The organism is Magnetospirillum aberrantis SpK, assembly GCF_011022235.1.
GTDB classification, from domain to species: domain Bacteria; phylum Pseudomonadota; class Alphaproteobacteria; order Rhodospirillales; family Magnetospirillaceae; genus Magnetospirillum; species Magnetospirillum aberrantis.
The window spans coordinates 16,170-39,710 of record NZ_JAAIYP010000037.1 but is presented as its reverse complement, the minus strand read 5'-3'; the positions used below and the strand labels follow the sequence as shown (position 1 = coordinate 39,710).

The window sequence follows — 23,541 nt, the reverse complement described above, 5'->3', positions numbered from 1 at the left end:
CATCCACTTTCCAGCCCGAAGGGGGACAAACCGCTTGCCGCGGTGCGGCGATTGCTATCAACAATCATTTTCAATAGCATCATTCCCATGCTCCTTCGTCCACAAACGGCCTGTCGCCCTCCCAACGCCTGGGTCCTGACAATCTCTGTTCTGGCCGGGTTGGTGTCGCTGCCGGTTCTGGCGGTGGTCGCCAATCTGGCGGCACCGTCGCTCGACATCTGGCGGCATCTGGCCGCCACCGTGCTGCCGGCCTATGTGGGCAATTCGCTGTTGCTGATGTTGGGGGTCGGCCTGGGCGTGGCGGTCGGCGGCGTGGGCGCGGCGTGGCTGGTGACCATGTGCCGTTTTCCCGGCAGCCGCGGCCTGGAATGGGCGCTGTTGCTGCCCATGGCCATGCCGGCCTATGTCGTCGCCTACACCTATACAGGACTATTAGACTTTGCCGGGCCGGTCCAGGGTGCGTTGCGGCTCCTTGGCGGTTGGGCCAGCGCGCGGGATTACTGGTTCCCGGAAATCCGTTCGCTGGGTGGGGCGGTAACGGTGATGACGCTGGTGCTCTATCCCTATGTCTACATCCTGGCGCGCACCGCCTTCCTGGAACAATCGGTGTGCGTGCTCGAAGCCAGCCGCACCCTGGGGCGCACGCCATGGCAGGCCTTTGTCGGCGTCGCCCTGCCGCTGGCCCGCCCGGCCATCGCCGCCGGCGTCGCCCTGGCGCTGATGGAAACACTGAATGATTTCGGCACCGTGCAGTATTTCGCCGTCGACACCTTCGCCACCGGCATTTACCGCACCTGGATGGGCATGGGACAGCCGGCGGTGGCGGCCCAGCTTGGGGCGATGCTGATGCTGTTCGTGCTGGTGCTGATCGTGGTGGAACGGCTGTCGCGGGGCGCGGCACGCGCCCACCACACCACCCCGCGCTATCGCAGCTTGCCCCGCATCCGCCTGCGCCGCTGGCGCGCTTTCCTGGCCTTCGTCTTTTGCGCGGCGCCGGTGGCATTCGGTTTCGCGATCCCGGCGATCACCCTGGCGGCATGGTCAAGCGGAAGCGAAACCGATGTCGCCGCGTTCGTCGCTTTAGCCGGCAACTCGCTGATCCTGGCCACGGTCACCGGAGGTCTGGCGGTTCTGGTGGCGCTGGTTCTGGCCTTCGGCCGCCGCCTGCATCCGACCCTCTTCCTGGCCGTCCTGCTACGGCTGACCTCGTTGGGTTACGCCATTCCCGGCGGAGTCATCGCCGTCGGCATCCTGGTGCCGCTGACCGCCCTGGACCGGGAAATCGCCGCTTTCGCCCGCCAGCATCTGGGATTGGGCGTGGGCTTGCTGATGACCGGATCGGTGGGGGCGCTGGTCTACGCCTATCTGGTGCGTTTCCTGGCGGTGGCCGCCAACACGGTCGAGGCCAGCCTGGACAAGGTCACCCCCAACATGGAAGCGGCGGCCCGCACCCTGGGGCTTTCACCGCTGGCGACACTGCGCCGCGTCCATGCCCCGATCATGCGCGGCAGCCTGTTGTCGGCGGCGTTGCTGGTGTTCGTCGATGTCATGAAGGAATTGCCGGCGACCCTGATCATCCGCCCGTTCAACTTCGACACCTTGGCCACCCGCACCTTCACCCTGGCCTCGGACGAGCGTCTGGCCGACGCCGCCTTGCCGGCCCTGGCCATCGTCGCCGCCGGATTGGCGCCGGTGGTGTTGCTGAGCCGGGCCATCGCCCGGTCCCGCCCAGGAGACCACTCATGACCGAGGGATTGAAGATCGAGGGATTGTCCCATTTCTATGGCACCCGCGCCGTGGTGCGCGACGTGTCGTTGCATGTGGCGCCGGGCGAGTTGGTCTGCCTGCTGGGGCCATCGGGCTGTGGCAAGACCACCACCTTGCGTCTGGCTGCCGGGCTGGAGACCGCGCGGCATGGCCGGGTGGTGCTGAACAACCGGATCGTGTCGGGCGATGGCCGGCATGTCCCGCCCGAGGGACGCCATGTGGGTTTCCTGTTTCAGGATTACGCGCTGTTTCCCCATCTCGACGTGCGTGCCAACGTGGAATTCGGCATCCGCCACCGACCGCCCCCCGAACGACACGCCCGCGCGCTCGACATGCTGGAACAGGTGGGCATGGCCGATTACGCCAAATCCTGGCCGCATCAATTGTCCGGCGGCCAGCAACAGCGCGTCGCCCTGGCCCGCGCCCTGGCGCCGGCCCCCGGCCTGATGCTGTTGGACGAACCGTTTTCCGGGCTTGACCGCCGTCTGCGCGACCAGATTCGCGACGAGACCCTGGGCGTGCTCAAACGCAACCGCGTCGCCACAATGATGGTCACCCACGATCCCGAGGAAGCCATGGCCATGGCCGACCGCATCGCCATCATGCGCGACGGCCGCGTGGTGCAGATGGGTCGTCCGGCAACCTTGTACGACGCCCCTGCCGACGCCTTCGTCGCCGCCTTTTTCGGCGAGGTCAACACGCTGGCGGCAATTGTGCGCGACCAGAACGTGGACACGCCCTTGGGGCGCTTTCCGGCGACAGGCACCCCCGACGGCGCCGTCGTCCAGGTGGTGGTGCGCCCCGAAGCCATCACCCCACACCCCAGCGCCGATGGCGTCGCGATGGTCCGCGCCGTCCGCCCCCTGGGGGCGGTAACCCAGGTGTTGCTGGAACTGCCCCAACCTGATGGTTCGCCACTCGACCTGCGGTGCCGCCTGTCCGGTGCCGGCATCCCCGCCGAAGGAGAACGGGTGGCAATCAGCATCGACAGAGCCCTCGTCTTCGCCCCCCCCCTTACCGGCTGACGAAAATTTTCCCGGCCCCTCTTGGAAAAGGCAGTTATTGCGATTAATTCGCATCATCATGTCGAACAAGGGGAACACTCCATGCGCCGTCTATCCCGCCTCGCTGTCGCCACGCTGACCTGCGCCTTGACCGTCGGCACCGTTCAAGCCGCCGAGGTCAACGTCTATTCCGCCCGCAAGGACCATCTGTTGAAGCCGGTTCTGGATGCCTTCAGCCACAAGACCGGCATCAAGGTCAACCTGTTGTCGGCCAGCGAGGACCAGTTGCTGGAACGCCTGAAAAGCGAGGGCAAGGACAGCCCGGCAGACCTGTTCGTCACCACCGACGTCGCCCATCTGCACGCCGCCCGCGTCGCCGGGGTATTGCAGCCGGTCACCAGCAAGGCGATCGAGACGGCCATCCCCGCCGCCTATCGCGATCCACAGGGCTATTGGACCGGGCTGTCGGCGCGCTCGCGCGTGGTGTTCTATGCCAAGGACCGGGTCAAGCCGTCCGAGATCACCACGTATGAGGATCTGGCCGACCCAAAATGGAAGGGCCGCATCTGCGTGCGGTCGTCGTCCTCCACCTATAACCAGTCGTTGCTGGCCGGCTTGATCGCGGTAAACGGCCCGACTAAGGCCGAAGCCTGGGCCAAGGGTGTCGCCGACAACATGGCCCGCAAACCCCAGGGCGGCGACCGCGACCAGATTTCCGCCGTGGCCGCCGGCCAATGCGACATCGCCATCGCCAACACCTATTATTACGGCGGCATGCTGACCTCGACCAAGGAAGCCGAGCGTGAAGCCGCCGCCAAGGTCGGCATCGCCTTTCCCAATCAGCAAGGACGCGGAGCCCACATGAACGTGGCCGGCGCCGGCGTCACCGCCTCCGCCAAAAACCGGGGAGAAGCCGTGCAATTGCTGGAATTCATGGCCGGTCCCGAAGCCCAGGCACTGTTCGCCCAGGCCAACAACGAGTTCCCGGTCCGCCCCGGCGTCGCCGCTTCGCCGGTGGTCGCCGCCTGGGGAGTGTTCAAGGCCGAAGACATCAACGTCGCCATGCTGGGCGAAAACCGCGCCGAAGCCATCCGCATCTTCGACCGCGTCGGCTGGCGATGACGCCGGTTTCGTGCGGTGACCACAAAAAAGCTGTTGCCATCCGTAAATGCGAATGATTATCATAAACAACAGACAGCAGCACCGCTTCCGAAAGGAAGCACGCGGATAAGGCCGAAAGGTGATCGGATGTCCTGTCTGGACGCCGGGGACGAGTGGATCGGACCGGGCACCAGTCCCAAGCGCGGATGATGATCCGCCTTGCGGTGGCGGGGAGGGGTCTCCTCTCTTCTCTCCCCCCTCCCCGCCGCACCTTCGGCTTTCGCCGCCAACCTCGCCGAGGCGCCATGTACGTTTGTCTCTGTCACGGATTGAACGACCGTCAGGTCCGCGCGGCCATCGACGAAGGTCAGGCCGGCTCTGCCGCCGAGGTCTACCGCCATTATTCCTGCAAGCCGCAATGCGGGAAGTGCGTTTCGACAGTACATGACATGGTTCGCGCCGCCCAAAGCCCGGCCACCACTGGCTGCGGCCGCTGTGGCGACGCCTGCGCCTGTGAAGGTGCCTGAAAAGCGGGCATCTTATCGCGCGAAAAATGCACACCCGCGCGGCAATCACGGCAGCCATGTGAAGGCTCTCTTGCGGAATCTCTTGAAATCAAGGCCTTACAAATGGCATCCCTGTCGCGAATTGTGGCACACTGATTGCCTATGAGTGTGCGCAGCGACACTGGCTTGTGCGTGAGGGGATGCAAACTTTGGACGGCGGCGACGCCATGATTGACAAGACGTCGTCCGGCGTGACGCCCGAAGCGCCGTCCGGCGTGACGCCTGAAGCGCCGTCCGGCGCGGTGCTCAACGCGCCGTGCCATGCGCTCGACCAGTACCGCTCGCTGTTCGAGAACGCCATCGAAGGCATCTACCGCACCACCCCCGATGGCCGCTACCTAGCCGCCAACCCCGCACTTGCCCGCGTCTACGGCTATGACGGTCCCCAGGCGTTGATTTCCGGCCTGACCGACATCGCCCGCAATCTTTATGTCAACCCCGCCGACCGCGACCGCTTCAAACGCGCCCTGGCCGTCGATTCCGAAGTGCGCAATTTCGAGGCGCAGGTTTTCCGCAAGGATGGCAGCGTCATCTGGATCGCCGAAAACGCCCGCGCCGTGCGCGACGACGATGGCGAGGTCGTCTGCTACGAAGGCACCGTCCAGGACATCACCGCCCGCAAGGCCGCCGAGGAACGGCTGCGGCTGGCGGCGGCGGTGTTCGACAACGTGGGCGAAGCCATCGTGGTCGTGGACCGCGACCAGATGGTTCGCGCCGTCAACTCGGCCTTCGAACGCATGACCGGTTTCGCCGCCGAGGGCGTGGTCGGCGTGCGCCTGTCGCTGTTCGCCGCCGAAGTCAACGAACCGGCCTTGATCGAGGAAGCCTGGGTCACTGCCGCCAAGGGCGGAATCTGGCAAGGCGAAGTGTGGGCACGCCGCGCCGACGGCGACGTTTTTCCCGCCGCATTGGCCATCACCGGCGTAGTCGGCGAGGACGGGCATGTCGGATCGTTCGTGTTGCTGGCGCATGACGTGACGCGCCGCAAGATGGACGAACAGCGCATCCGCTTCCACGCCAGCCACGACACGCTGACCAAGCTGGCCAACCGCCACACGGTGATGGAAGCGCTGACCGACGCCATCGTCCGCGCCGAAGTGGGCGGCCACCGCCTGGCGGTGCTGTTCCTCGACGTCAACCGCTTCAAGGACGTCAACGACAGTTTCGGCCACGCCGCCGGCGACGAATTGCTGCGTCAGGTGGCCCGCCGGCTCAAGGGATGCGTGCGCGCCTCCGACATCATCGGCCGGCTGGGCGGCGACGAATTCGTGGTGGCGTTGCCCAACATCAGCGACCCCACGGGCGCGGTCGCCTGTGTCGAGAAGATTCTGTACGCCTTTTCCGAACCGTTCTCGGTAGCGCACCGCGACCTCTACTGCTCGACCAGCATCGGCGTCGCGCTTTATCCCGACGACGCCGACACGGCAGAGCAACTGCTCTCCAACGCCGACGCCGCCATGTACCATTGCAAGGCGGGCGGACGCGGCTACAGCTTCTACGACCAGGACATGAACCGCCAGGCGGCAGAGCGGGTGAACCTGGAAAATGACCTGCGCCACGCCATCGCCGAGAACCAGTTCCGCCTGCATTACCAGCCCAAGCTGGACGCCCGCACCCGCCGCATCGTCGGCGCCGAGGCGTTGATCCGCTGGTCCCATCCGGTGCGCGGCGACGTCAGCCCCGCTTTGTTCATCCCGGTGGCCGAACGCGCCGGTCTGGTCGGCGCCATCGGCGACTGGGCATTGGGCGAGGCCTGTTACCAGATGCGTTGCTGGCGCGACCTGGGACTGGATTTCGGCTGCGTGTCGGTCAACCTGTCACCGGCCCAGTTCCACGACGCCGGCCTCAAGGAAAAGGTCGAGCGCGCCCTGGCCGCCAATCATCTGACGCCCAGCGATCTGGAATTGGAAATCACCGAGACCATGATGGCCACCGAAGTGGACCGCGCCATCTCCATCCTGACCCAATTGGGGGCAATGGGCGTGCGCATGTCGATCGACGATTTCGGCACCGGCTATTCGTCCATGGCCTATCTCAAGCTGTTCCCGGTGGACACGCTCAAGATCGACCGCGCTTTCGTCAAGGAACTGCCCGGCAACGGCAAGGATGGCGCCATCGTCGCCTCGATCGTCGCCCTGGCCAGCAACCTGGGCTTCGACGTCATCGCCGAAGGCGTGGAGACCCCGGACCAGGCCGAGTACCTGTTGACCAAGGGCGTTACCTCCATGCAGGGCTATCTGTTCAGCCCGCCAATCAGCGCCGAACGCTTCACCGCCTTGTTGCAACACGGGGTCTGAAGTCACTGTTTCCATAGGGAAACAGTTCTGTGCGAAATCGCCAGATTGTCTCCAACAAAGCCCAGAGCGACACTCTCGTCATGACAACGGGGCCGACGCCCCATTCCCTGACGGAGTTCTCGCCATGTCCCTTGCCTCTTCCGGCGCCCCGACCAAGCCGATCCTTGCGTTCGTCGCCCCGCTGACCGCCCTGTTGTCGCCTTTGGCAGAACCCATGGTGCGCATCGTCGCCGGCCTGACCCTGGTGCCGCACGGCGCGCAAAAGCTGTTCGGCTGGTTCGGCGGCTACGGGTTGGACGCCACCGGCCAGTTCTTCGCCAGCAAGCTGGGCCTGCCCGCCGGCTTGGCGACCGTGGCGGGAATGATCGAATTCTTTGGCGGCCTTGCCCTGGCCGCCGGCCTGCTGACCCGGCCGGTGGCGGTGCTGGCGACCGGCCTGCTGGCGGTGGCGGCCCTTCAGGTGCACCTCGGCGCCGGTTTCTTCTGGACCAGCGGTGGCTACGAATATCCCCTGTTGTGGGCCATCGTCACGCTGTCCTACGCCATCCGTGGCGGCGGATGGTTCTCTTTGGACCGGATCATCGGCCACGAATTCTAAGACAAAGCCCCCGGTTCACGACGAACCGGGGGCTTCGTTTATCTTGGCGTTTATTCGTCGTCGAAACGTCCCGGATAGCCGGATGTCGGCAATACCGCGTCCTCGTCCGGTTCCGCCGACGCCTTGGCCTTGAGGGCACGGCGCAAGATCTTGCCGGTAGTGGTCTTGGGCATGGCCTCGACGAACTGAATTTCGCGCGGGGCAATGGCCGACCCCAGATGCTGGCGGCCGTAATACAGCAACTCGGTCCGCAGCGCGTCGCCTTCCTCGAAACCGGGATTGAGCGACACGAACGCCACCGGCACCTCGCGCAGCAAGAGGTCGGGCTTGCCCACCACGCCGATCTCGGCGACCGCCGGGTGAACCATCATCGACGCCTCGATCTCGAACGGGCCGATGGTGTGACCGGCCGACTTGATCATGTCGTCGGAACGCCCGACGAACCAGAAAAAGCCGTCGGCGTCGCGCCGCACCAGATCGCCGGTCAGATACCAGCCATCGATGAAACAGGATTGGAAGCGCGAGGTGTCGCCGATATAGGACGAGAACAGCGACGGCAGGTCGGCACGCAACGCCAATTCCCCCACCGCGTCGGGGTCGTTCACCACCTCGACCTTGGACAGGTTGCGGTTGACCACCGCCGCCTGGACTCCTGGCAACGGGCGGCCCATGCTGCCCGGCCGACCGTCGTCGGCAAGGTTGGCGATGGCGATGGCCCCGGTCTCGGTCTGCCACCAGGTGTCGTTGAACTGGACCCCCAGCGTTTTCTCGCCCCAGGTCGCGGCTTCGGCGCCCAGGGGTTCTCCGGCGCTGGCGGCCAACCGCAATGAATTCTCGCGGTAGGTCCGGGCCAAGGCGGCGCCATAGCGCATCATCATGCGAATGTTGGTCGGTGTGGTGTACCACACCGTCACGGCTTCATCCTTGAGCACGCCGTACCAGCGGCGGGGATCGAACTCGGCCTCGTCCACCAGGGCGGTGCAGCCGTTGACCAAGGGTACGATCAGGCCATAGACGGTATTGGTGATCCAGCCGGGATCGGCGGTGCACCAATAGACGTCGTCTGGAACCAGCTTGAACACCTGTTGGCCAGTCAACAGGTGCGAAACCACCGCACCGTGGACATGCACCGCGCCCTTGGGAATGCCGGTGGTGCCGGAAGTGAAATGCATGAAGGCCGGCGACTGCTCGGTGGTCGCCACCGTCGCCGCCGGCTGGGCAGTGGCGACACGAGCACGGAAATCGTCGCAGCCGGCATGGTCGCCGATGCTCTGCTCGGGTTCATCGGCGACCAGCAGCACATGCCGAAGGTCGGCCAGATTGCCCCGTATCGACAAGACCTTGCGGGAATAAAGCGTTTCGGTGGCGATCAGCACCTTGGCCCGCGACAGTTCCAGGCGCGATCGCAACGGACCGGGACCGAACACCCCGAACAGCGGACAGAACACCGCCCCTGCTTTCCAGATGCCCAAGGCCGCCTGATACAGCTCGACCGAACGGCCCAGCAGCACCGCCACCGTGTCGCCCGGCTGGACCCCCAGTTCCTGCAACACGGCGCAGACGCGGGCCGAGGCAGCGGCCAGTTGACCATAGCTGATCTTGTGGCGTTCGTAATGACGCCCTAACGAAACCAGCGCGGTGCGTTCGCCCTGGCCCGCGGCCACATGGCGATCCACGGCCTCGTGGGCGATGTTGATTCCGCCGCCGGGTAGCCCCGCCAGCAAAGTGCGCGCCGAATTCCAGTCGAATCGAGAATCGTCCGCGGTCGTGCCGTTATTCGGCAAGGCCATCTCTCCTCCCGCTAGTTTTTGCGCGGAGCCCGTACATTGCGGTCTCCGTCCTCCCTGGTTTGGGCGCCATTTTGCTGAGGAGCCGGGTCCCACGCAATACGCCGATTTGCAAGCCTGCGATGCACGCGCTCAGGACGTCGCCGCCTTGCGTCGGGTCGCCAGGAAAATACCGGCGAAAATCAATCCGCCGCCCAGGGCGTGATACCAATGCAGACGCTCCCCCAGCAGCGGAATCGCCAGCAACGCGGTGAACAGCGGAATGAGATAGGAGTACTGGCCGGCGGTTGCCGCCCCCACGGCGGCGACGCCATGATTCCAAAAGGAAAACGCCACCAGCGAGGCGAACAGACCAGTATAGGCGACGGCCCCCCATTCCCACGGTCCCAATTCCGACAAGGCCGCGTGCCCGTCGCCCAAAAGGTAAAACGGGGTCAGCGCCACCAGTCCGACCACGATGAACGCGGTCAAGAGGGTGAGGGCGGGAACCGGCAAGGCGAAACGGCGCAACATGACCGAATAGACCGCCCAGGCCAGGGTGGCCAGCATCATCAGCCCGTCGCCCGGCGTCAGTTCCAGCGACCACAGACGGCCGGCGTCGCCGCGCGTCACCACCGCCAGCATGCCGCAGGCGGAAACCAGGATGCCCGCCAACTGGGCCGGCCGGATGGGATCGCCCAGCCACAGCCGCGCCAATATCAGGATCATCAGCGGCATACCCGACCCCATCAGCGTGGCGTTGATGGCGGTGGTGGTGTGCATGGCCATGTAAAGCAAGGTGTTGTAGGCGCCGACGCTGCACACCCCCATGGCCACCACCGCCGGCCAAGCGGACAACAGAACCCGGCGGTACAGCAGCAAGGAGCGGAAGGTAAAGGGCAACAGCGCGGCCAAGGCCACCGTCCAGCGCCAGACCGACAACTCGACCGGGTCAAGACGTCCAACCACCGCACGGCCCACCAGGGCGTTGCCCGCCCACAACAGCGGCGGCACCACCAGAAGGATCAGCCAGAGCCTGCGGGAATTCACGGCACCATCGAGGCGTCGAGCATGAACTGGCCGATGGTCTCGGCCAGGGTGCGATTGAAGCGCGGACTGTAATGGACGGTGTCCACATAGGCCGCGCCCTCGGCCGGCTCAAGCTCGGTCAGCCACAACACGTTGTCGGCCAGCAACTGGCCGGCGGCACGCATCTCCGCCATGCGCGGATAGCCCTTGGCGGAATTCATGTGGTTGGCCAGCAATTCGGTATCCACCGGCACCGGCCGCTTGGCGTTGTCGTAGGAATAGGTGGGAACCGGCTGTTGCACGAACACCGCCTTGAAGCCCAGCCGGTCGGCCATGCCGGCGACCATGCGCCGGTTGACGTCGAGACGACGGATGACCGCGTCCACCTCGGCGTCGGAACCGCATGGCGCGACGCGGTTGGGCGCCTCGGCCCGTTCCTCGCCGATCAGCCAGCGGCCAAACGCCAAAAGGTTGGAGCGTCCCGCCAGCTCCGAAGTCAACGGCAGCCGCGCCGCCACCCGCGTCGCCTGTTCCAACCGTCCGCTCCATGCGGTCCGGTCGGGCAGCGTACAAGCCTGGAAATCGCTGAGCCCGTCGACGAACACCGCCACGTCGGGACGAATACCGGCGGTCAACAGCCGCTCAAGCAGAATGCGTTCCTGGGTCGAGTAGTAGGAAGGGGCGCCGAAATTGAAGACCTGCACGTCCTTGCCGGCCGCCTTCAGCACTTCGCCCAATTGCGCCGGCAAGGTCTCGCTGTCGGCGACGCCGATGCCGAAGGTGGTCGAACCGCCGAACACGAAGACCTTGGTTCCCGGAGCCTCAAGTTCTTGCGGCGTGCCGTTGCCACGCCAGCCCTGTTCGGAAATCGTCAGACTGTGCCCGGCATGGGCCGGCAAGCGATATTCGACCAGCGGCGTGTAGACGGATGGCCCCAAACGCGAGAATTCGGCCAAGACGTCGCGATAGACCGCCGGATTGTCGGTGTCGTACAGACGCGCGATGTCGAGATCATTGAGCGAGGGGGTGGCGGCGGCCCGATTCTGGCGTATCTTGCCCATGGCCAGCCCAGCCCCCCATTCGCCCAGGCCAAGGGCGACCACGGCGGCCAAGGTCAGCTTTCCCAGCCGAGCGACCGTCAGGCCAAGGGAATTGGACTCGTCGTGATTGCGGGAACGGCGTCGGCGCATGGGGGCTTGCTCGGATGCTGGGAACCTGAGGTCTGGTCATAGCGCGAAAGCCGGGCCAGGGCAATCGAGGAGGGAAAATAACACCATGTTCGTCCTGCATGAGCGTCTTGACGCCGATACCGCCTTCGTCACCGACTGGCCGCTATGCCGGGTGCTGTTGCTCAACGACGCCAATTATCCTTGGGTGGTCCTGGTTCCACGCCGTCATGGCGTGTCGGAACTTCACGAACTGGACCCCGCCGACCGCCAGACCCTGACGGAAGAGGTGGCCGATGCCAGCCGCCGGCTTCAGAACCACGTCAAGGCGGCCAAGATGAACGTGGCCGCCCTGGGCAACGTGGTGCCGCAACTGCACGTGCACGTCATCGCCCGCTTCACCGACGATCCCGCCTGGCCCCGGCCGATTTGGGGTGTTTTGCCGACCAAACCGTACGACGACGACACGTTGACGGCCAAGGTTGCGGAATTGCGGGCTCTGTTCGCGTGACGCCATGCTGTTGAACGGCGTTCATCTGTTGCCCGACCTGTCCGGGGCATTGATCTGTCCCAAGGAACGGCTGGTGGCGGTGTCCGACCCCATCGGCGACCCGACGGCGCGTCAGGCTCCGGCCCTGGCGGCCGAGGCCCTGAAACGGCTGACCGCGGTGTTACGCCAGCGCCGCCCGGCACAGGTGGTGTGGTTGGGCGACGCCCTACCGAACTTGCTGTCCCGCAACGGCCTGGCCAAACGCGACGCCGACGAAATCGCCCGGCTGTGCCGGGACCATGACTGGCATTGGCTGGGAGAGGGCTTGGCGGCGGAATTGCCCGGTTCCGCCGCCATCGAGCTCAAGACGGCGGGACTGACCTTTCGTGCCGCCGGTTTGTCCGGGTCGTCGGCATTGGGCGAGGTATCGGCCAGCCCGTGGCCGGTGGCCGGGCTGGACGGCGCCTTGTGGTCGTGTTTCGTATTCGATGGCCGGCGCATGGTGATCCCGGCTTTCGGAGGACGGCGCGACGGCGTCAACGTGCTGGCACCGGCCTTTGCCCAGATGTTCCGCCGACCGTTCAACGCGCTGGTACTGGCCGGCAATCGCATCGTCACCCGACCGCGCGCCCGGCTGGAACCGCCCCCACCTCCACCGATACGGGAGCCCGCATGACAGTTCTGGTCTGGCTGCGCCAGGATTTGCGCCTGTCCGACAACCCCGCCCTGGCCGCGGCCCATGGCCCGGTGGTGCTGGCCTTCGTCCTTGACGGCACCGGGCCTTGGCGGCCGGGAGCCGCGTCTCGTTGGTGGCTGCACCAATCCCTGGCCGCCCTGACCGCCGACGTGAATGCACGCGGCGGCCGGGTGGTGCTGGCGCGCGGCGACGCCCTGACGGAAATTCCCCGATTGGCGACGACGGTCGGTGCCCAGGCCGTTCATTGGAACCGCCGCTGGGAACCGGGCGAACCCGAGCGCGAAGCGGAAATGCTCCGGCGTTTGGGGGAACAGGGATGCCAAGGCCGCGCTTTCGCCGCCGATCTGTTGTTTGAACCCGGAACGGTGCGGACCAAGACCGGCGGAGCGTTCCAGGTGTTCACCCCTTTCTGGCGCGCTGCCCTGGCCGCGCCGCCCCCGGCCCGGCCGCTGCCGGCGCCGCAGGGCTTCGAACTTCCTCCTTCCGTCCCGGACAGCCTTCCCCTGGACGCGCTGGAACTGATGCCGGCCAAGCCATGGTGGCGCACCATGGCCGAGACGTGGCAACCGGGTGAAGCCGGCGCCGCCAAACGGCTGACCAATTTTCTTGATACCGGCCTATCCACTTATGAAACACGGCGCGACCGTCCCGATTGCAATGGCACCTCGTGCCTGTCGCCGCATCTGGCGTTCGGCGAGATATCGCCTCGCCAGATCTGGCATGCGGTCCAAACCCGGCCACCGTCGGCCGGCGCCGACTGTTTCCTCAAGGAACTGGGGTGGCGCGAGTTCAGCCACACCCTGGTCGCCGCGTTCCCCAAGCTTCAGGAACAACCGCTCCACCCCGCTTTCACCGCCTTCCCCTGGAGCGAGAACCGGACGGCGTTCAACGCCTGGAAACAGGGATGCACCGGTTATCCCATCGTCGATGCCGGCATGCGGCAATTATGGGCCACCGGCTGGATGCACAACCGCGTGCGCATGATCGTCGGCTCGTTCCTGGTCAAGGATCTATTGGTGCCCTGGCAATGGGGCGAGCGCTGGTTTTGGGACACGCTGATAGACGCCAACGTCGCCGCCAACGCCGCGTCGTGGCAATGGGTCGCCGGTTGCGGCGCCGACGCCGCCCCCTATTTCCGGGTCTTCAATCCGGTCACCCAGGGCGAGAAATTCGACCCAGACGGCCATTACGTGCGGCGCTGGCTGCCGGAACTGGCCGGCCTGCCCGACCAATACGTCCACAAACCGTGGGCTGCGCCACCATTGCTGCGGGCTGGACTGAAATATCCACCGCCCATGGTGGACCATGCCGCCGCGCGTCAGGCCGCGCTTTCCGCCTATGACCGTATCAAAGGGCGGTAAAGCCCCTCCCCCTTCGGAAGGTGCCCCTTACAACCGAAGCCGAATGGCCCCATCTAGAGGGGCAAGGTAAGGTGGAACCGTCGTCACGAACCAGGAGGCGAACATGGATGATCGCGATTGGACCGGCACCGCCGCCGCCGTCTTCGCCCTGATCCTGACGGCCGGCGTATGGTTGTGGCCGTCGAACGAGACGCCGCGCCCGGTATCCCAGGACCGTTTCGCCGTTCTGCAAGGCTCCGAGGACATGGCCCGTTGGCGCGAGGAAGCGCGGCGCTGGGACACCGGCCCACAACCCGACGCCATCCAATTGTCGGCCACCGGCGACACCGCCCAGACGGTTCGCTGACCCCCGTTTTCAGCGCTCGCCGCGCTGGGGCGGCAGCAGCGCGTCCTGGCAGGTTCGAACCATGTCGGCCCATTCGCTGTACACGGTGCTCATGCCCATGGACAGTTCGTCGGAAACACTCAACAGGTCGGGGGGAGTCAGGGCCAGGAACGCCTCGGCCGTGCCGCTTTCGCGGTGAACCTGCATGTCCAGCTTGCGCGCCAGCGCCACCATGGCCCGGTTGTCCGACTGACACAGGGTATAAAGCTTTTCCGCCCGCCGGTTGCGCGCCCAATGGATGGCCCGACGGAACAGCTCGGCACCGATTCCCTTGACCCGATGGTCCATGTCCACCGACACCCCGACCTCGGCGAGGCCGTGATCGAAAGCCACGTGCACACCCGCCACCAATCGGTCATCGATGAAGCATCCCACCACCAGATGGTCGGAAGCGATGGACGCCACATAGGCGTCGATCACTTCGTCGCTGACGTTGGCGCGGGCGAAGCGGAATTGCCGGTCGTCGGCGGACAAACGCTTAAGATGGTCCGCAAACAGCGGACGCTCGTGCCCATGCAGCTTGCGAATCAGCATGTGGGGCCTCCGTTTCTGCGATGACCCATCCTAGCCACACCTCATTGTGCAGTGCAACATATTTTGTGCGTTCGCGAAATATTCCACCCTGGCGCTAGAAAAGGGCGCCCGAAGGCGCCCTGTTAATTGCACGGAGGAAAACCGCCGCCTATTCCAGTCGGCCCAAGGCACGGGCCAGCACCAGATAGAGCTTGCCGACCTCGGACGACGTGAAGGTGCCGGTCAGGACGTCGGCGTAGTCGGACTGGCGGGCCTGATTGAGCAGCGCCTCGAATTCCGACAGGTAGCGGGTGACGTATTCGCGGAACTCGCCATCGTCCTCGAACTTGTTCTTCATGGCGGCGATCTGGTGTTTGTCCAGGTTCTTCAGAATTTTGCGGACAAACACGCTCTGATCGCCGGCATGGAACTCCTTCCACGCCTTTTCGTCGATGTTGGTCGAGAAGATGCGGGCGATGTCCACCGACAGCGACTGAAGCTTTTCGACGATGAAAGCGGCGTTTTGCAGGAAATGCTCGACCGAGGCGCTGGCGCGGCGTTCCTCAAGTTGCTGCGCCCGAACCTCGGCCAGTTTCGAGGCGTTGACCAGATCGGCCGATTGGCGCGAGAAGGTGGCGGCCATGCTTTCCGCCTGTTGCGCCAGACGATCACCGGTGATGCCCAGATCGTTGGATTTCTGGCGGATCATCTCGAACGCGCTTTCCAGCTTGGCGCCGGTCCGTTCGGTGGATTCCTCCAAATCCTGGGCCTGACGACGCAAGGAATCGCCCGCGTTGCGGACCGAAGCGGTGATCCGTTCCGACGATTGCGTGAGGTCGCGGATGCCGGCGCGCAACATGTCGCCGGCCGCCGTGACCTGGGCCGCGGTCTTGTTCGAGGTTTCCTCGAAATCGCGACCGATCTGGCGCAAGGCGTCGCCGGCGGTCTGGGAATTGTGGAACACCCTTTGCGCGGCCTCGCCCACCTCGGCGGCATGCTTGGCGATGGCTTGGCCGAAGGCCTTCAGCACCTCGGACGAATCGTCGGCGACACGGGCCAGGGCGGACGCCTGTCCGCCCAGCTTCTCGCCCACCGCGCCGACGCTGGCCTGGGTTTGGTCGGCCGAGGCCACCACCTGCTCGGTCTGACGCCGCAGCACCTCGACCACGTCCTTGACCCGTCCGGTCGCTTCCTGGGACGCGACGGCGACGCCGCCGGCCACACGTTCCAGCAATTCGGAGACGTTGCCGGTCTCGGCGATGGCGCGGGTCGAAGCGACGCTGACCTCGCTGGTGCGTTGGCGCAACCCCTCGCCGACCGCCTCGATCTCGACGCCGACACGCGACGACACCGAGATCAGGTCGTTGGTGTTCTGGCGCAAGGTGTCGGCAATGGTCTTGACCTTGGCCATGACCTGATCGGCCGAGGACATCAGGTGGCGCGACTGCTGGTTCAGCGAGGCTTCCGACAGACGCGACTGGGTCGAAACCACGTTGGCGGCGTCGGCCAGTTCGTCGGCCTGCTTGCGCAGGCTCTGGCGGATGGCTTCGGCCTGACCGGCAGCCTTTTCCGAGCCCTTGCCCAAATCCTCGATATAAAGGCGCAGCGTTTCCGAAACCTCGCGGGCACGGGCCTGCATCTGGTCCGACGACGCGGAAAGGGCGCGGGTCTGCCCCTGGAACGCCTCGCCCACCTCGCGCACGCGGGCCAGCGCACGCTCGACGGCGGCGTCCATCTCGTCCTTGCGGGAAGTGAACACCTCGCCCACCTGCCCCAGTTGGGCGCTGGCTTCGTCGGCGGTAGCGCTGAGATGGTCGGCGTGACGCCCCAGCACCTCCTCCATTTCGCGGAAGCGGCCCATGGCCTGATCCGAGGCCGAGGACAGCTCGCGCGTCTGCACCGACAACGCCTCTTCGACGATCTTGATACGCGACAGCACACGGTCGGTGGTCTGGTCCAGGCTGATGGCCTGGGTCTGCAACGACGAAGCGATACGAGCGGTATGTTCGGCCAGACGCTCGGCGGAACTGTCGAGGTTGGCGTTCTGCCGGGCGAACAGCGTGTCCAGAGCATCGACGCGGTCGCCAAGGGTTCCGGCGGCACGTTCGGCGCGGTCGGTGACCGCGTCGGCGGTCTGTTGCAGGCGGGCGGACTGGCCGGCGAACAATTCGCCGACCTGTTCGGCCCGCTGGACGGCCAGGGCCGACACCCGGTCCAGTTCCTCGGCATCCTGACGCACGCGGCCCGACAGCATCTCGGCACGTTCGGCGGCACGGGTCGAGGTCTCCTCGATCTGCGTGGCCTGGGCATGCATAGCTTCGCCGAATTCTCGGACCTTCAAGGCCGAAATCTCGGTGACGGAGGCCATTTCCTGGGTCTGGAGGCGCAGCATGTGCTCGACCTCACGCGCCCGCAAGGTGGCGGTGTCGGTGGCCTGGGTCAGCCGGTCGACCTCGCCGCGCAAGGCGTCGAGCACGCTACGCGCTTCGCCGCCGATACGCCCGACCAGACCGCCCATGGCTTCGACCTGACCGGCCAGGACCTTGCGTACCGCCTCGGCCTCGGCCAGCGCCAGCCCCGACGCCTCGGACAATTCGCGGGTCTGGGACCTGAGCGCGTCGGACACTTGGCGCACCCGGTCCTCGGCATCCTCGGAGGGATAGGTCAGACGCGCCAGATCGGCGGTCAGACGCTCGGCCACCTGGCGCATCACCCGGCCGCGGTCAAGCCATGCCAGAACCAGCCACAGGAAAGCCGGCGGCAACAGCCCCGCCCCGGCCAAGCCGCCCAGTTCCTGCGGTTGCAACACCTGAAGGTTGTCCCAGCCGATGTTGTTGTCCACATAGACGGCGCAGGCGGCGACCCACAACACGGTCACCGTCAGCGTCCCCAAATGCAGGAGCCGTTCGAAACCTCGCTTGGGCTTGGCGGGAACATAGGCCAGGGGTTCGGCCCTCAGACGCGGCGGAACCGGCGGAGCGGCCTTCTGGCTGGACGTCGCGTCGTCAAGGGCGTCGCTTCCCTGTCCCTCGGCTTCGTCACGCTCGATCGTCGTCTCACCCATGTGCCGCCCCTTCATCGCGCCTGTTCTGCGCATGAATTTCCGGGCCGCCCTGAAGGAGACATCAACGAAGGCGGCCCCCGCTTCGCAAATGCCGGTCCATCTGTGTCGTCAGCACAAGGATTCGTGTCGCACCACGGATATCCAAGCCTGACGAGTCGTCCCCATCCTCCTGTCACCGGGTAACAGAAGACATGGGGCGATAACCCTTGAAAGTCTGGTCCGCCCCTATTTTGGCTAGGGTTGGACTATGCATCCCGCGAGAGGATGCCTTTGCCGTCGCCAAAATGCAAATATTTGCAGGCGAAGCCTTTGCATACGGCACGGTTCCGCCGCCAACCTTATAATCCATCAATCTAGTGGAATATCATTTTATCATTGACGCACAAATGAGTGTTGTTTAGCCTTCCGACCAACCGCATGGAGAAGCGTCATGGCCGACCACCCCCATCTCGACACCATCGCACGGATCGCCGCCCATTCCGGCCTGGCGCCAGCCGACCCCTTGCGCCAGCCCTTGGCCGAGGCACGGCGCCGGGCCTGGGACTACCAGATGCTGTGGAACACCCCCATGCCGGAGATCGGTGGCGTCGCCGAAACATCGGTGCGGGCTCCTCGCGGCAACGCGATCAGGCTGCGGATCTTCTATCCCGACCGCCGCCGTTCGGACCTGCCGGTCCTGCTTTATTTCCACGGCGGCGGCTTCGTGCTGAACGGCGTCGATACCCATGAACGGCTCATGCGCCTGATGGCTTTGCGCTCGGGGGCGGCGGTGGTCGGCGTCGGTTACTCACTGGCGCCGGAACTGCGCTTTCCCGGCCAGATCGAAGAGGCGCTGGCGGCCGTCGCCTGGACACGCACGGACGCCGTTTCGTTCGGCCTGGACGGCACACGGCTGGCCTTGGGCGGCGATTCGGCCGGGGCCAACCTGGCGCTGACCTCCATGCTGGCGCTACGTGACCAGGGAAAGCCTGCCCCGCTTCTGGGCATCTTGTTCTATGGAATGTTCTCGGCCGAACTCGACAGTCCATCGCATCGGGCATTCGGCGGCGGCGGCTTTGGCCTGACCACCGAGCGCATGGATTGGTTCTGGTCGCAATATCTGGCCGACCGCGCCCAACGCGACAACCCTGCGGCGGCGCCGTTGCTGGCCGACCTGGATGGATTGCCGCCGCAAGTGGTGATCGGTGCCGGTCTGGATTGCTTGCTGGACGACAGCCTGCGGCTGGCGGCCAAGCTAGAAACCGCCGGCACCGAGGTTCGCTTGTCGGTTTACGAGGGCGTCCCCCATTCCTTTGTCCAGATGAGCGCCCATCTGGCACCGGCAGCGGCGGCCATCGCCGAAGCCGCGGACGCTTTGGGGCGGGCGTTCAGCCGCCGACCGCAGCGTTCGGCGGCATAGAGCGGTCAGGGGGAAAGGTCAACAAGACCCGCGTTCCAAGTCCCGGCGCGCTGTCGATGGACAACCTGCCGCCATGCAGTTCCATCAGGCTGCGGGCCAGCGACAAGCCCAGTCCCAAGCCCTGGTAACACCGCTCCAGGCGGCTGTCGACCTGGGCGAAGGCCACGAGAACCCTTTCCTGCTCCTCGGCGGACATGCCGATGCCTGTGTCCTCCACCAGGATTTCCACCTCTCCGGCCGCCGACATCCGGGTGCGCACGCCGATCCGCCCACCGGACGGCGTGAACTTGACCGCGTTGGACAGCAGGTTGAGCAACACCTGCTTGAGCCGAGGCGCGTCGCCGCGCAAGTCCGGCAGGTTCGGCATCAATTCCGTTTCGATCCGCAACTGGCTGTCCCGCGCCCGCTCGCTCACCAGCACCTGGGCCGAACGCACCAGATCCGCCACCACCACCCGTTCATCACGCAAGGCGACACGGCCACTTTCCACCCGCGCCACGTCAAGCACGTCGTTGATCAACGCGGTCAGATGGCGGCCGGCATCAAGGATGTAGCCGCTGTATTCGCGATAACGTTCGTTGTCCAGGGGACCGAACAGTTCCTCTCGCATGCTTTCCGCGAAACCGTTGATGGCGTTCAGGGGCGTGCGCAATTCATGGCTGATGGCGGCCAGGAACTCGCTCTTGGCTCGGTTGGCGATGTCGGCCGCATGCTTGGCCTGCAACAATGCCTCGTCGGCCCGGCGGCGGTCGGTGACATCCACCCCCCACGCCACCAGCGCCTGACGGCCCTCGAACTCCAACGGCGTCCAGGTGACCATGTACCAGCGTCGCTCGCCCGCCGCCGGGATGCATTCGATTTCCCCGATGACCATCTGACCGCTCGCCAGCGCCTCGCCGACATAGCGCCCCCGCAAAGCGGGATCGGCATGGAAGGAATTGGCGTCCCGTCCCAACACCTCTTCGGACGGCACCCCCAGGATTTCCGCGTGCCGGCGATTGCAAAACAGGATGGTCCCGTCGGGAGCCGTCACCAGCACGCCGATGGGACTGCTGTCGAGCAGGTTCCGCAACCGGATGGCGGCTGCCTTGGAAGCGTTGGCCGTCGCCTCGGCGGTGGCGAGGCGTACCACTATCTCTTCCTCGGAATGAATGCCGGCGATCGAACGGGTGGTCAGCAAGGCGCGAACCATGCCGTGGCTGAGAACGAAAAAGCCGCCGGCGAAGATGGCGTGCGCCAACCACCACAAATGGGTCCATGGCGCCGACAGCAAAAACGCGAAGGACGACGTGGCAAAAGCCAACAACGCCATGCGGTATCCCTGCATGAGACCGGAGCGCAGACGCCGGCCGATGATAACCGCGACGCCTCCCAGTGCGAACAGGATCGACAACCCCTCGAGGGTCAGACGGATGCGGGGGTCGCCGGCCACCGGCAGATTGGCCAGAACCGCCACGACCACATCGACCACCACCACAGCCATCAGCCAGCCGCTCCAACTTGCCGGATCGGTTCTGGCGGCCGGTGGTTCGGCCATGTCGCCGTGACGCAGCAGCGCCTCCAGCAGAAACGCCGTCATCACCACGCGCGAAGCCGGCCCGTACAGCAGGAAAAACCACATGTTGTGGTCGTCCATCCGGGTCAGAACGCCGTGTGGAGCATACACCAGGGCGAAGGAGGCGAAGGCCAGGGTGACATAACGCAACGACGGTTCGCCGCTGGCACGGAAACAACGAAAAGCCACCCAGGCGGCGAACAAGGACAGGATGATCGAGACGCCGATGGCGACTTCATGAAACAGGTGGTCGTGAAACTCTAGATCCGACGATTGAAAGGCGCGGAGATACAGGACCAGCGCCAACGGAGCCAGCACGAAAACCAATTCCACCGCGTGCTTGTAAAGCGCGGCGACGCGCAACAGAACGCTGGATTCCAGACGTGGCCCCGTTTCGGACACCGCTCCCCCTGCCATGTCTGCACCCTAGACAAAAAGCATATGCGGCCCCCTGAACGCCATCAAGCAAAACCTCTGACTCACAGGGTTCACTTGATTCGGCCCCGCCTTCGCGCGACCATCCCCAGCCATGAACGATCATATCCCGTCTCCGGCCGCCCCCCAGGGCGAGCGCCGCACTGTCATCGTCCGCGCCTTCCTGTTGGGAGAACGGCTGGATATCCGCGGCTTCGAACAAAAACAGGCCCTGGCCACCACCCCCCTGACCGTGCGCATGGGCCGCAGCGGCTATGCGGTGCTGTTCCGTTATGGCGCGGTGGTGTTGTTCGACGTCACCGCCGAAGAGGAAGCCCATTGCCTTTCGGACCTGAACCGGCTGGTCACCGACCCCTTGCCCGAGCCGGGCCGCGATCAGGCCCATGTGGACATTGTTCCCGGCAGCGCCGAACACGTCGATCCCGACGGCAACATCGTGCTGTCGGAACTGTCACCGGAGCGTATGCAGATCGTCGCCGACGTCCTGGCCAAGGACGTCATGCTGGATTATTTCGAGGTCAAGGCCGCCGGCGTGTTCGACCGGGTCGAACCCTTGGCCGCCCAACTCAAGCGCAACGGCAGCCGCAACTTCAAGGTGCGCGAGTTGCTGAGCCAGATCGGCGACGTGCTGTTGACCCAACACCGCATGGTCGGTCGCGCCGAAGTGCTGGAGAAGCCCGAAGTGCTTTGGTACACCCCGGAACTGGAAGGGCTGTTCGGACGCCTGGAGCGGGAATACGAAATCCGCGAAAGGTCCCGCGCCCTGGACAACAAGCTCGAGGTGATCAGCAACACCGCCGAAACCCTGCTCGATCTGGTTCACGCCACGCGCTCGCTCAGGGTGGAATGGTACATCGTCGCGCTGATCGTGTTCGAGATCGTGCTCAGCCTGTACGAGAAGCTGTTCAACTGAACGGGATGTGAGGGTCAGTGGCGGAACGCCGGGTTTTCCGCCGCCATCCCGGCCATGCTGCGCAGCAAGGCGACGTCACGGCGAACCCGCTCCAGATCGTGGCCACGCCACAATTCGCCAAAGCTGCCACGCACGGGGCAGAATTCCTCGCCCTGCTGACGGCGGGACAGTTCCTGGTCGTATTGGCCGATCAGCCCGTCCAGGACGGCACGCCGCTCAAGCCCTTCAAGAAGATCCAGGAACGCCAGCTTGAGGCGCAGCCCCACCTGCCCAAGCACGGAGGTTGGCCGGGCGATGGGCTGGCCGAGCAGCAATGCCAGCGTCTCGCGCCCCCGTTCCGTCGGCACCAGACGATTGTCGCCCGCCCCCATCAGCTCGAGATGACCGCCGCGCAACATCTCGTCCACGCTGGCGCAGACCAGTTCGCCCACCGGCAACCATTGCCCGATGGTGATGACGTCGATGGCGTGGCAGAAATCCTCGATCCCGGCCGGTCCCCGTGCCGCCGTCCCCAGGACCGCCAGCCAGATGAAATCACGGGTTCCCATTTCGCGCTGGGACAGGGACGTCCCCCACAGATTTCCGATGAACCCCATGACCGCCTCCGCCAAACTTAATTGCGAATGATTATCATTTGCCCACGAGAATGCCACAGCCGACGGGGAAATCAACCCCTTTGACACCCCCGGCCACAACCGTAATGAAATATGACACTTTGCGCACATTCCGAGGTTGCCGCCCCCGGTCACCGAGCGTACAGTGCGCCCACGATTCATTGATTTTGCGGACCGGCTCAGAAACGAAAGGTCCAACCTTCCGTCTGGACCGGCTCATCTGGTGTTTTGGGGACATCCAATGGCCGTGCTGGAACCGACAGAAATGTCGACCGGCGTACGAGAGATCGACGCGGATATCGAGGGCTTGTGCTTCCTGATGGCGCGAATCTTCGATCCCCTGGTGGAATGCCGCCGGTGTAACGGCGTCTGTGACCACTCCAATTGCAGCCGCATCGCCGCCATCCGCGCCTATGTCCAGCGAGGCTTCATCCGCCAGGACACTTTGATGGCCGACGCAGCCTATCCCTTGCACGCCGACCATCAGGCCGAGCACCAAGCCCTCTTGAACCAACTGGCCGCCATGACCGAGGCCGGATTGTGCGCCGACCGCGACCGTCAGGTGGTGCGGGAAGCGGTCAACCGCTGGCTGGCCCGCCACCATCGCGGCTTCGACCGCCTGTTGGCCAATTGGACGGTCACCCGCCGGGTTCTGTCCCCCGGCCCCTGAACTTCCCTTCCGTCCGCGAAGCGCGCCTGACCGCAAGCCCCCTGGGTTTGTCGGGGCTTGACCAATGTTAAAGCTGGTTACTGGCGCCGCCGCCTAAGTTGACCTCGGAGGTGGGGAATATCCCCACGAAATCAACGGAATTCAGCCGCCG

The 23,541-nt window shown here is 65.2% G+C and carries 20 protein-coding genes; 13 read left to right on the top strand and 7 right to left on the bottom strand.

Features of this window, described 5'->3' with window-relative positions; genetic code table 11:
* The first annotated feature begins 87 nt into the window (after positions 1-87).
* The 6 genes from G4223_RS10030 (at position 88) to G4223_RS10005 (ending at position 7,333) form a co-directional block, all read left to right on the top strand.
* On the top strand, positions 88-1,746 hold the full coding sequence (locus G4223_RS10030) for an ABC transporter permease (RefSeq protein WP_163678727.1): 1,659 nt from the start codon (positions 88-90) through the stop codon (positions 1,744-1,746).
* Positions 1,743-2,792: an ABC transporter ATP-binding protein gene (locus tag G4223_RS10025; RefSeq protein WP_163678725.1), complete on the top strand. Its 1,050-nt coding sequence runs from the start codon at positions 1,743-1,745 to the stop codon at positions 2,790-2,792. The genes G4223_RS10030 and G4223_RS10025 overlap by 4 nt, the downstream gene beginning before the upstream one ends.
* Before the next feature lie 81 nt (positions 2,793-2,873).
* Entirely contained in the window at positions 2,874-3,893 is a 1,020-nt protein-coding gene (locus tag G4223_RS10020) for a Fe(3+) ABC transporter substrate-binding protein (RefSeq protein WP_163678723.1), read from the top strand.
* 284 nt (positions 3,894-4,177) lie between these two features.
* Positions 4,178-4,399 (top strand): (2Fe-2S)-binding protein, encoded by a 222-nt coding sequence (locus G4223_RS10015; RefSeq protein WP_163678722.1) that lies wholly within the window; start codon positions 4,178-4,180, stop codon positions 4,397-4,399.
* 206 nt (positions 4,400-4,605) lie between these two features.
* Positions 4,606-6,735, top strand: coding sequence for a putative bifunctional diguanylate cyclase/phosphodiesterase (locus G4223_RS10010; RefSeq protein WP_163678720.1), 2,130 nt, complete (start codon positions 4,606-4,608; stop codon positions 6,733-6,735).
* A 124-nt stretch (positions 6,736-6,859) separates the two neighbouring features.
* Entirely contained in the window at positions 6,860-7,333 is a 474-nt protein-coding gene (locus G4223_RS10005; protein ID WP_163678718.1) for a DoxX family protein, read from the top strand.
* Between the two features lie 50 nt (positions 7,334-7,383).
* Here G4223_RS10005 and G4223_RS10000 read toward each other — a convergent pair whose 3' ends face one another.
* The 3 genes from G4223_RS10000 to G4223_RS09990 all read right to left on the bottom strand — a co-directional run bounded on the left by G4223_RS10000 (position 7,384) and on the right by G4223_RS09990 (position 11,318).
* Positions 7,384-9,123: an AMP-binding protein gene (locus tag G4223_RS10000; RefSeq protein ID WP_163678715.1), complete on the bottom strand. Its 1,740-nt coding sequence runs from the start codon at positions 9,121-9,123 to the stop codon at positions 7,384-7,386.
* A gap of 129 nt (positions 9,124-9,252) precedes the next feature.
* Positions 9,253-10,149 carry an EamA family transporter gene (locus tag G4223_RS09995; protein WP_163678712.1) on the bottom strand — a complete coding sequence of 299 codons (897 nt, stop codon included), beginning with the start codon at positions 10,147-10,149 and terminating at the stop codon, positions 9,253-9,255.
* Positions 10,146-11,318, bottom strand: coding sequence for an SGNH/GDSL hydrolase family protein (locus G4223_RS09990; protein WP_163678709.1), 1,173 nt, complete (start codon positions 11,316-11,318; stop codon positions 10,146-10,148). Before G4223_RS09990 ends, G4223_RS09995 begins: the two co-directional genes overlap by 4 nt.
* A gap of 85 nt (positions 11,319-11,403) precedes the next feature.
* Here G4223_RS09990 and G4223_RS09985 point away from each other — a divergent pair, with 85 nt between their 5' ends.
* The 4 genes from G4223_RS09985 (at position 11,404) to G4223_RS09970 (ending at position 14,188) form a co-directional block, all read left to right on the top strand.
* Positions 11,404-11,805, top strand: a complete 402-nt coding sequence (locus G4223_RS09985; RefSeq protein WP_163678705.1) for an HIT domain-containing protein — start codon at positions 11,404-11,406, stop codon at positions 11,803-11,805.
* 4 nt (positions 11,806-11,809) lie between these two features.
* Positions 11,810-12,460, top strand: coding sequence for a metallophosphoesterase family protein (locus G4223_RS09980; RefSeq protein ID WP_163678700.1), 651 nt, complete (start codon positions 11,810-11,812; stop codon positions 12,458-12,460).
* Entirely contained in the window at positions 12,457-13,842 is a 1,386-nt protein-coding gene (locus G4223_RS09975) for a cryptochrome/photolyase family protein (RefSeq protein WP_163678698.1), read from the top strand. Before G4223_RS09980 ends, G4223_RS09975 begins: the two co-directional genes overlap by 4 nt.
* A gap of 103 nt (positions 13,843-13,945) precedes the next feature.
* The gene (locus G4223_RS09970) at positions 13,946-14,188 is read left to right on the top strand and encodes a hypothetical protein (protein WP_163678694.1); all 243 of its coding nucleotides are present in this window, start codon (positions 13,946-13,948) and stop codon (positions 14,186-14,188) included.
* A gap of 9 nt (positions 14,189-14,197) precedes the next feature.
* Here G4223_RS09970 and G4223_RS09965 read toward each other — a convergent pair whose 3' ends face one another.
* Complete coding sequence (locus tag G4223_RS09965) at positions 14,198-14,761, bottom strand: GNAT family N-acetyltransferase (RefSeq protein ID WP_163678692.1); 564 nt, start codon at positions 14,759-14,761, stop codon at positions 14,198-14,200.
* 148 nt (positions 14,762-14,909) lie between these two features.
* A complete protein-coding gene (locus tag G4223_RS09960; RefSeq protein ID WP_163678689.1) occupies positions 14,910-17,804 on the bottom strand; it encodes a hypothetical protein in 2,895 nt (964 codons plus the stop codon).
* Between the two features lie 430 nt (positions 17,805-18,234).
* Here G4223_RS09960 and G4223_RS09955 point away from each other — a divergent pair, with 430 nt between their 5' ends.
* Positions 18,235-19,203: an alpha/beta hydrolase gene (locus G4223_RS09955; protein ID WP_163678687.1), complete on the top strand. Its 969-nt coding sequence runs from the start codon at positions 18,235-18,237 to the stop codon at positions 19,201-19,203.
* Here the strand turns inward: G4223_RS09955 and G4223_RS09950 are convergent.
* Positions 19,172-21,175, bottom strand: coding sequence for a sensor histidine kinase (locus tag G4223_RS09950; protein WP_163678684.1), 2,004 nt, complete (start codon positions 21,173-21,175; stop codon positions 19,172-19,174). The two genes, G4223_RS09955 and G4223_RS09950, sit on opposite strands and share 32 nt — an antisense overlap.
* A 112-nt stretch (positions 21,176-21,287) precedes the next feature.
* On the opposite strand from G4223_RS09950, the gene G4223_RS09945 reads away from it, so the two are divergent.
* Positions 21,288-22,106, top strand: coding sequence for an RMD1 family protein (locus tag G4223_RS09945; protein ID WP_163678681.1), 819 nt, complete (start codon positions 21,288-21,290; stop codon positions 22,104-22,106).
* A gap of 14 nt (positions 22,107-22,120) precedes the next feature.
* Here G4223_RS09945 and G4223_RS09940 read toward each other — a convergent pair whose 3' ends face one another.
* Positions 22,121-22,702, bottom strand: a complete 582-nt coding sequence (locus G4223_RS09940) for a hypothetical protein (RefSeq protein WP_163678678.1) — start codon at positions 22,700-22,702, stop codon at positions 22,121-22,123.
* Between the two features lie 283 nt (positions 22,703-22,985).
* Here G4223_RS09940 and G4223_RS09935 point away from each other — a divergent pair, with 283 nt between their 5' ends.
* A complete protein-coding gene (locus G4223_RS09935) occupies positions 22,986-23,390 on the top strand; it encodes a bacteriohemerythrin (protein ID WP_163678676.1) in 405 nt (134 codons plus the stop codon).
* Positions 23,391-23,541: the final 151 nt, after the last annotated feature.

What these genes read in the sequence shown, in the direction of transcription:
- G4223_RS09940 (WP_163678678.1), bottom strand. Translation starts at nt 22,702, where the DNA reads ATGGGGTTCATCGGAAATCTGTGGGGGACGTCCCTGTCCCAGCGCGAA.
- G4223_RS09960 (WP_163678689.1), bottom strand. Translation starts at nt 17,804, where the DNA reads ATGGGTGAGACGACGATCGAGCGTGACGAAGCCGAGGGACAGGGAAGC.
- G4223_RS09965 (WP_163678692.1), bottom strand. Translation starts at nt 14,761, where the DNA reads ATGCTGATTCGCAAGCTGCATGGGCACGAGCGTCCGCTGTTTGCGGAC.
- G4223_RS09980 (WP_163678700.1), top strand. Translation starts at nt 11,810, where the DNA reads ATGCTGTTGAACGGCGTTCATCTGTTGCCCGACCTGTCCGGGGCATTG.
- G4223_RS09975 (WP_163678698.1), top strand. Translation starts at nt 12,457, where the DNA reads ATGACAGTTCTGGTCTGGCTGCGCCAGGATTTGCGCCTGTCCGACAAC.
- G4223_RS09935 (WP_163678676.1), top strand. Translation starts at nt 22,986, where the DNA reads ATGTCGACCGGCGTACGAGAGATCGACGCGGATATCGAGGGCTTGTGC.
- G4223_RS10015 (WP_163678722.1), top strand. Translation starts at nt 4,178, where the DNA reads ATGTACGTTTGTCTCTGTCACGGATTGAACGACCGTCAGGTCCGCGCG.
- G4223_RS10030 (WP_163678727.1), top strand. Translation starts at nt 88, where the DNA reads ATGCTCCTTCGTCCACAAACGGCCTGTCGCCCTCCCAACGCCTGGGTC.
- G4223_RS10000 (WP_163678715.1), bottom strand. Translation starts at nt 9,123, where the DNA reads ATGGCCTTGCCGAATAACGGCACGACCGCGGACGATTCTCGATTCGAC.
- G4223_RS09970 (WP_163678694.1), top strand. Translation starts at nt 13,946, where the DNA reads ATGGATGATCGCGATTGGACCGGCACCGCCGCCGCCGTCTTCGCCCTG.
- G4223_RS09945 (WP_163678681.1), top strand. Translation starts at nt 21,288, where the DNA reads ATGAACGATCATATCCCGTCTCCGGCCGCCCCCCAGGGCGAGCGCCGC.
- G4223_RS10005 (WP_163678718.1), top strand. Translation starts at nt 6,860, where the DNA reads ATGTCCCTTGCCTCTTCCGGCGCCCCGACCAAGCCGATCCTTGCGTTC.
- G4223_RS09990 (WP_163678709.1), bottom strand. Translation starts at nt 11,318, where the DNA reads ATGCGCCGACGCCGTTCCCGCAATCACGACGAGTCCAATTCCCTTGGC.
- G4223_RS10020 (WP_163678723.1), top strand. Translation starts at nt 2,874, where the DNA reads ATGCGCCGTCTATCCCGCCTCGCTGTCGCCACGCTGACCTGCGCCTTG.
- G4223_RS10025 (WP_163678725.1), top strand. Translation starts at nt 1,743, where the DNA reads ATGACCGAGGGATTGAAGATCGAGGGATTGTCCCATTTCTATGGCACC.
- G4223_RS09950 (WP_163678684.1), bottom strand. Translation starts at nt 21,175, where the DNA reads ATGGCAGGGGGAGCGGTGTCCGAAACGGGGCCACGTCTGGAATCCAGC.
- G4223_RS09955 (WP_163678687.1), top strand. Translation starts at nt 18,235, where the DNA reads ATGGCCGACCACCCCCATCTCGACACCATCGCACGGATCGCCGCCCAT.
- G4223_RS10010 (WP_163678720.1), top strand. Translation starts at nt 4,606, where the DNA reads ATGATTGACAAGACGTCGTCCGGCGTGACGCCCGAAGCGCCGTCCGGC.
- G4223_RS09985 (WP_163678705.1), top strand. Translation starts at nt 11,404, where the DNA reads ATGTTCGTCCTGCATGAGCGTCTTGACGCCGATACCGCCTTCGTCACC.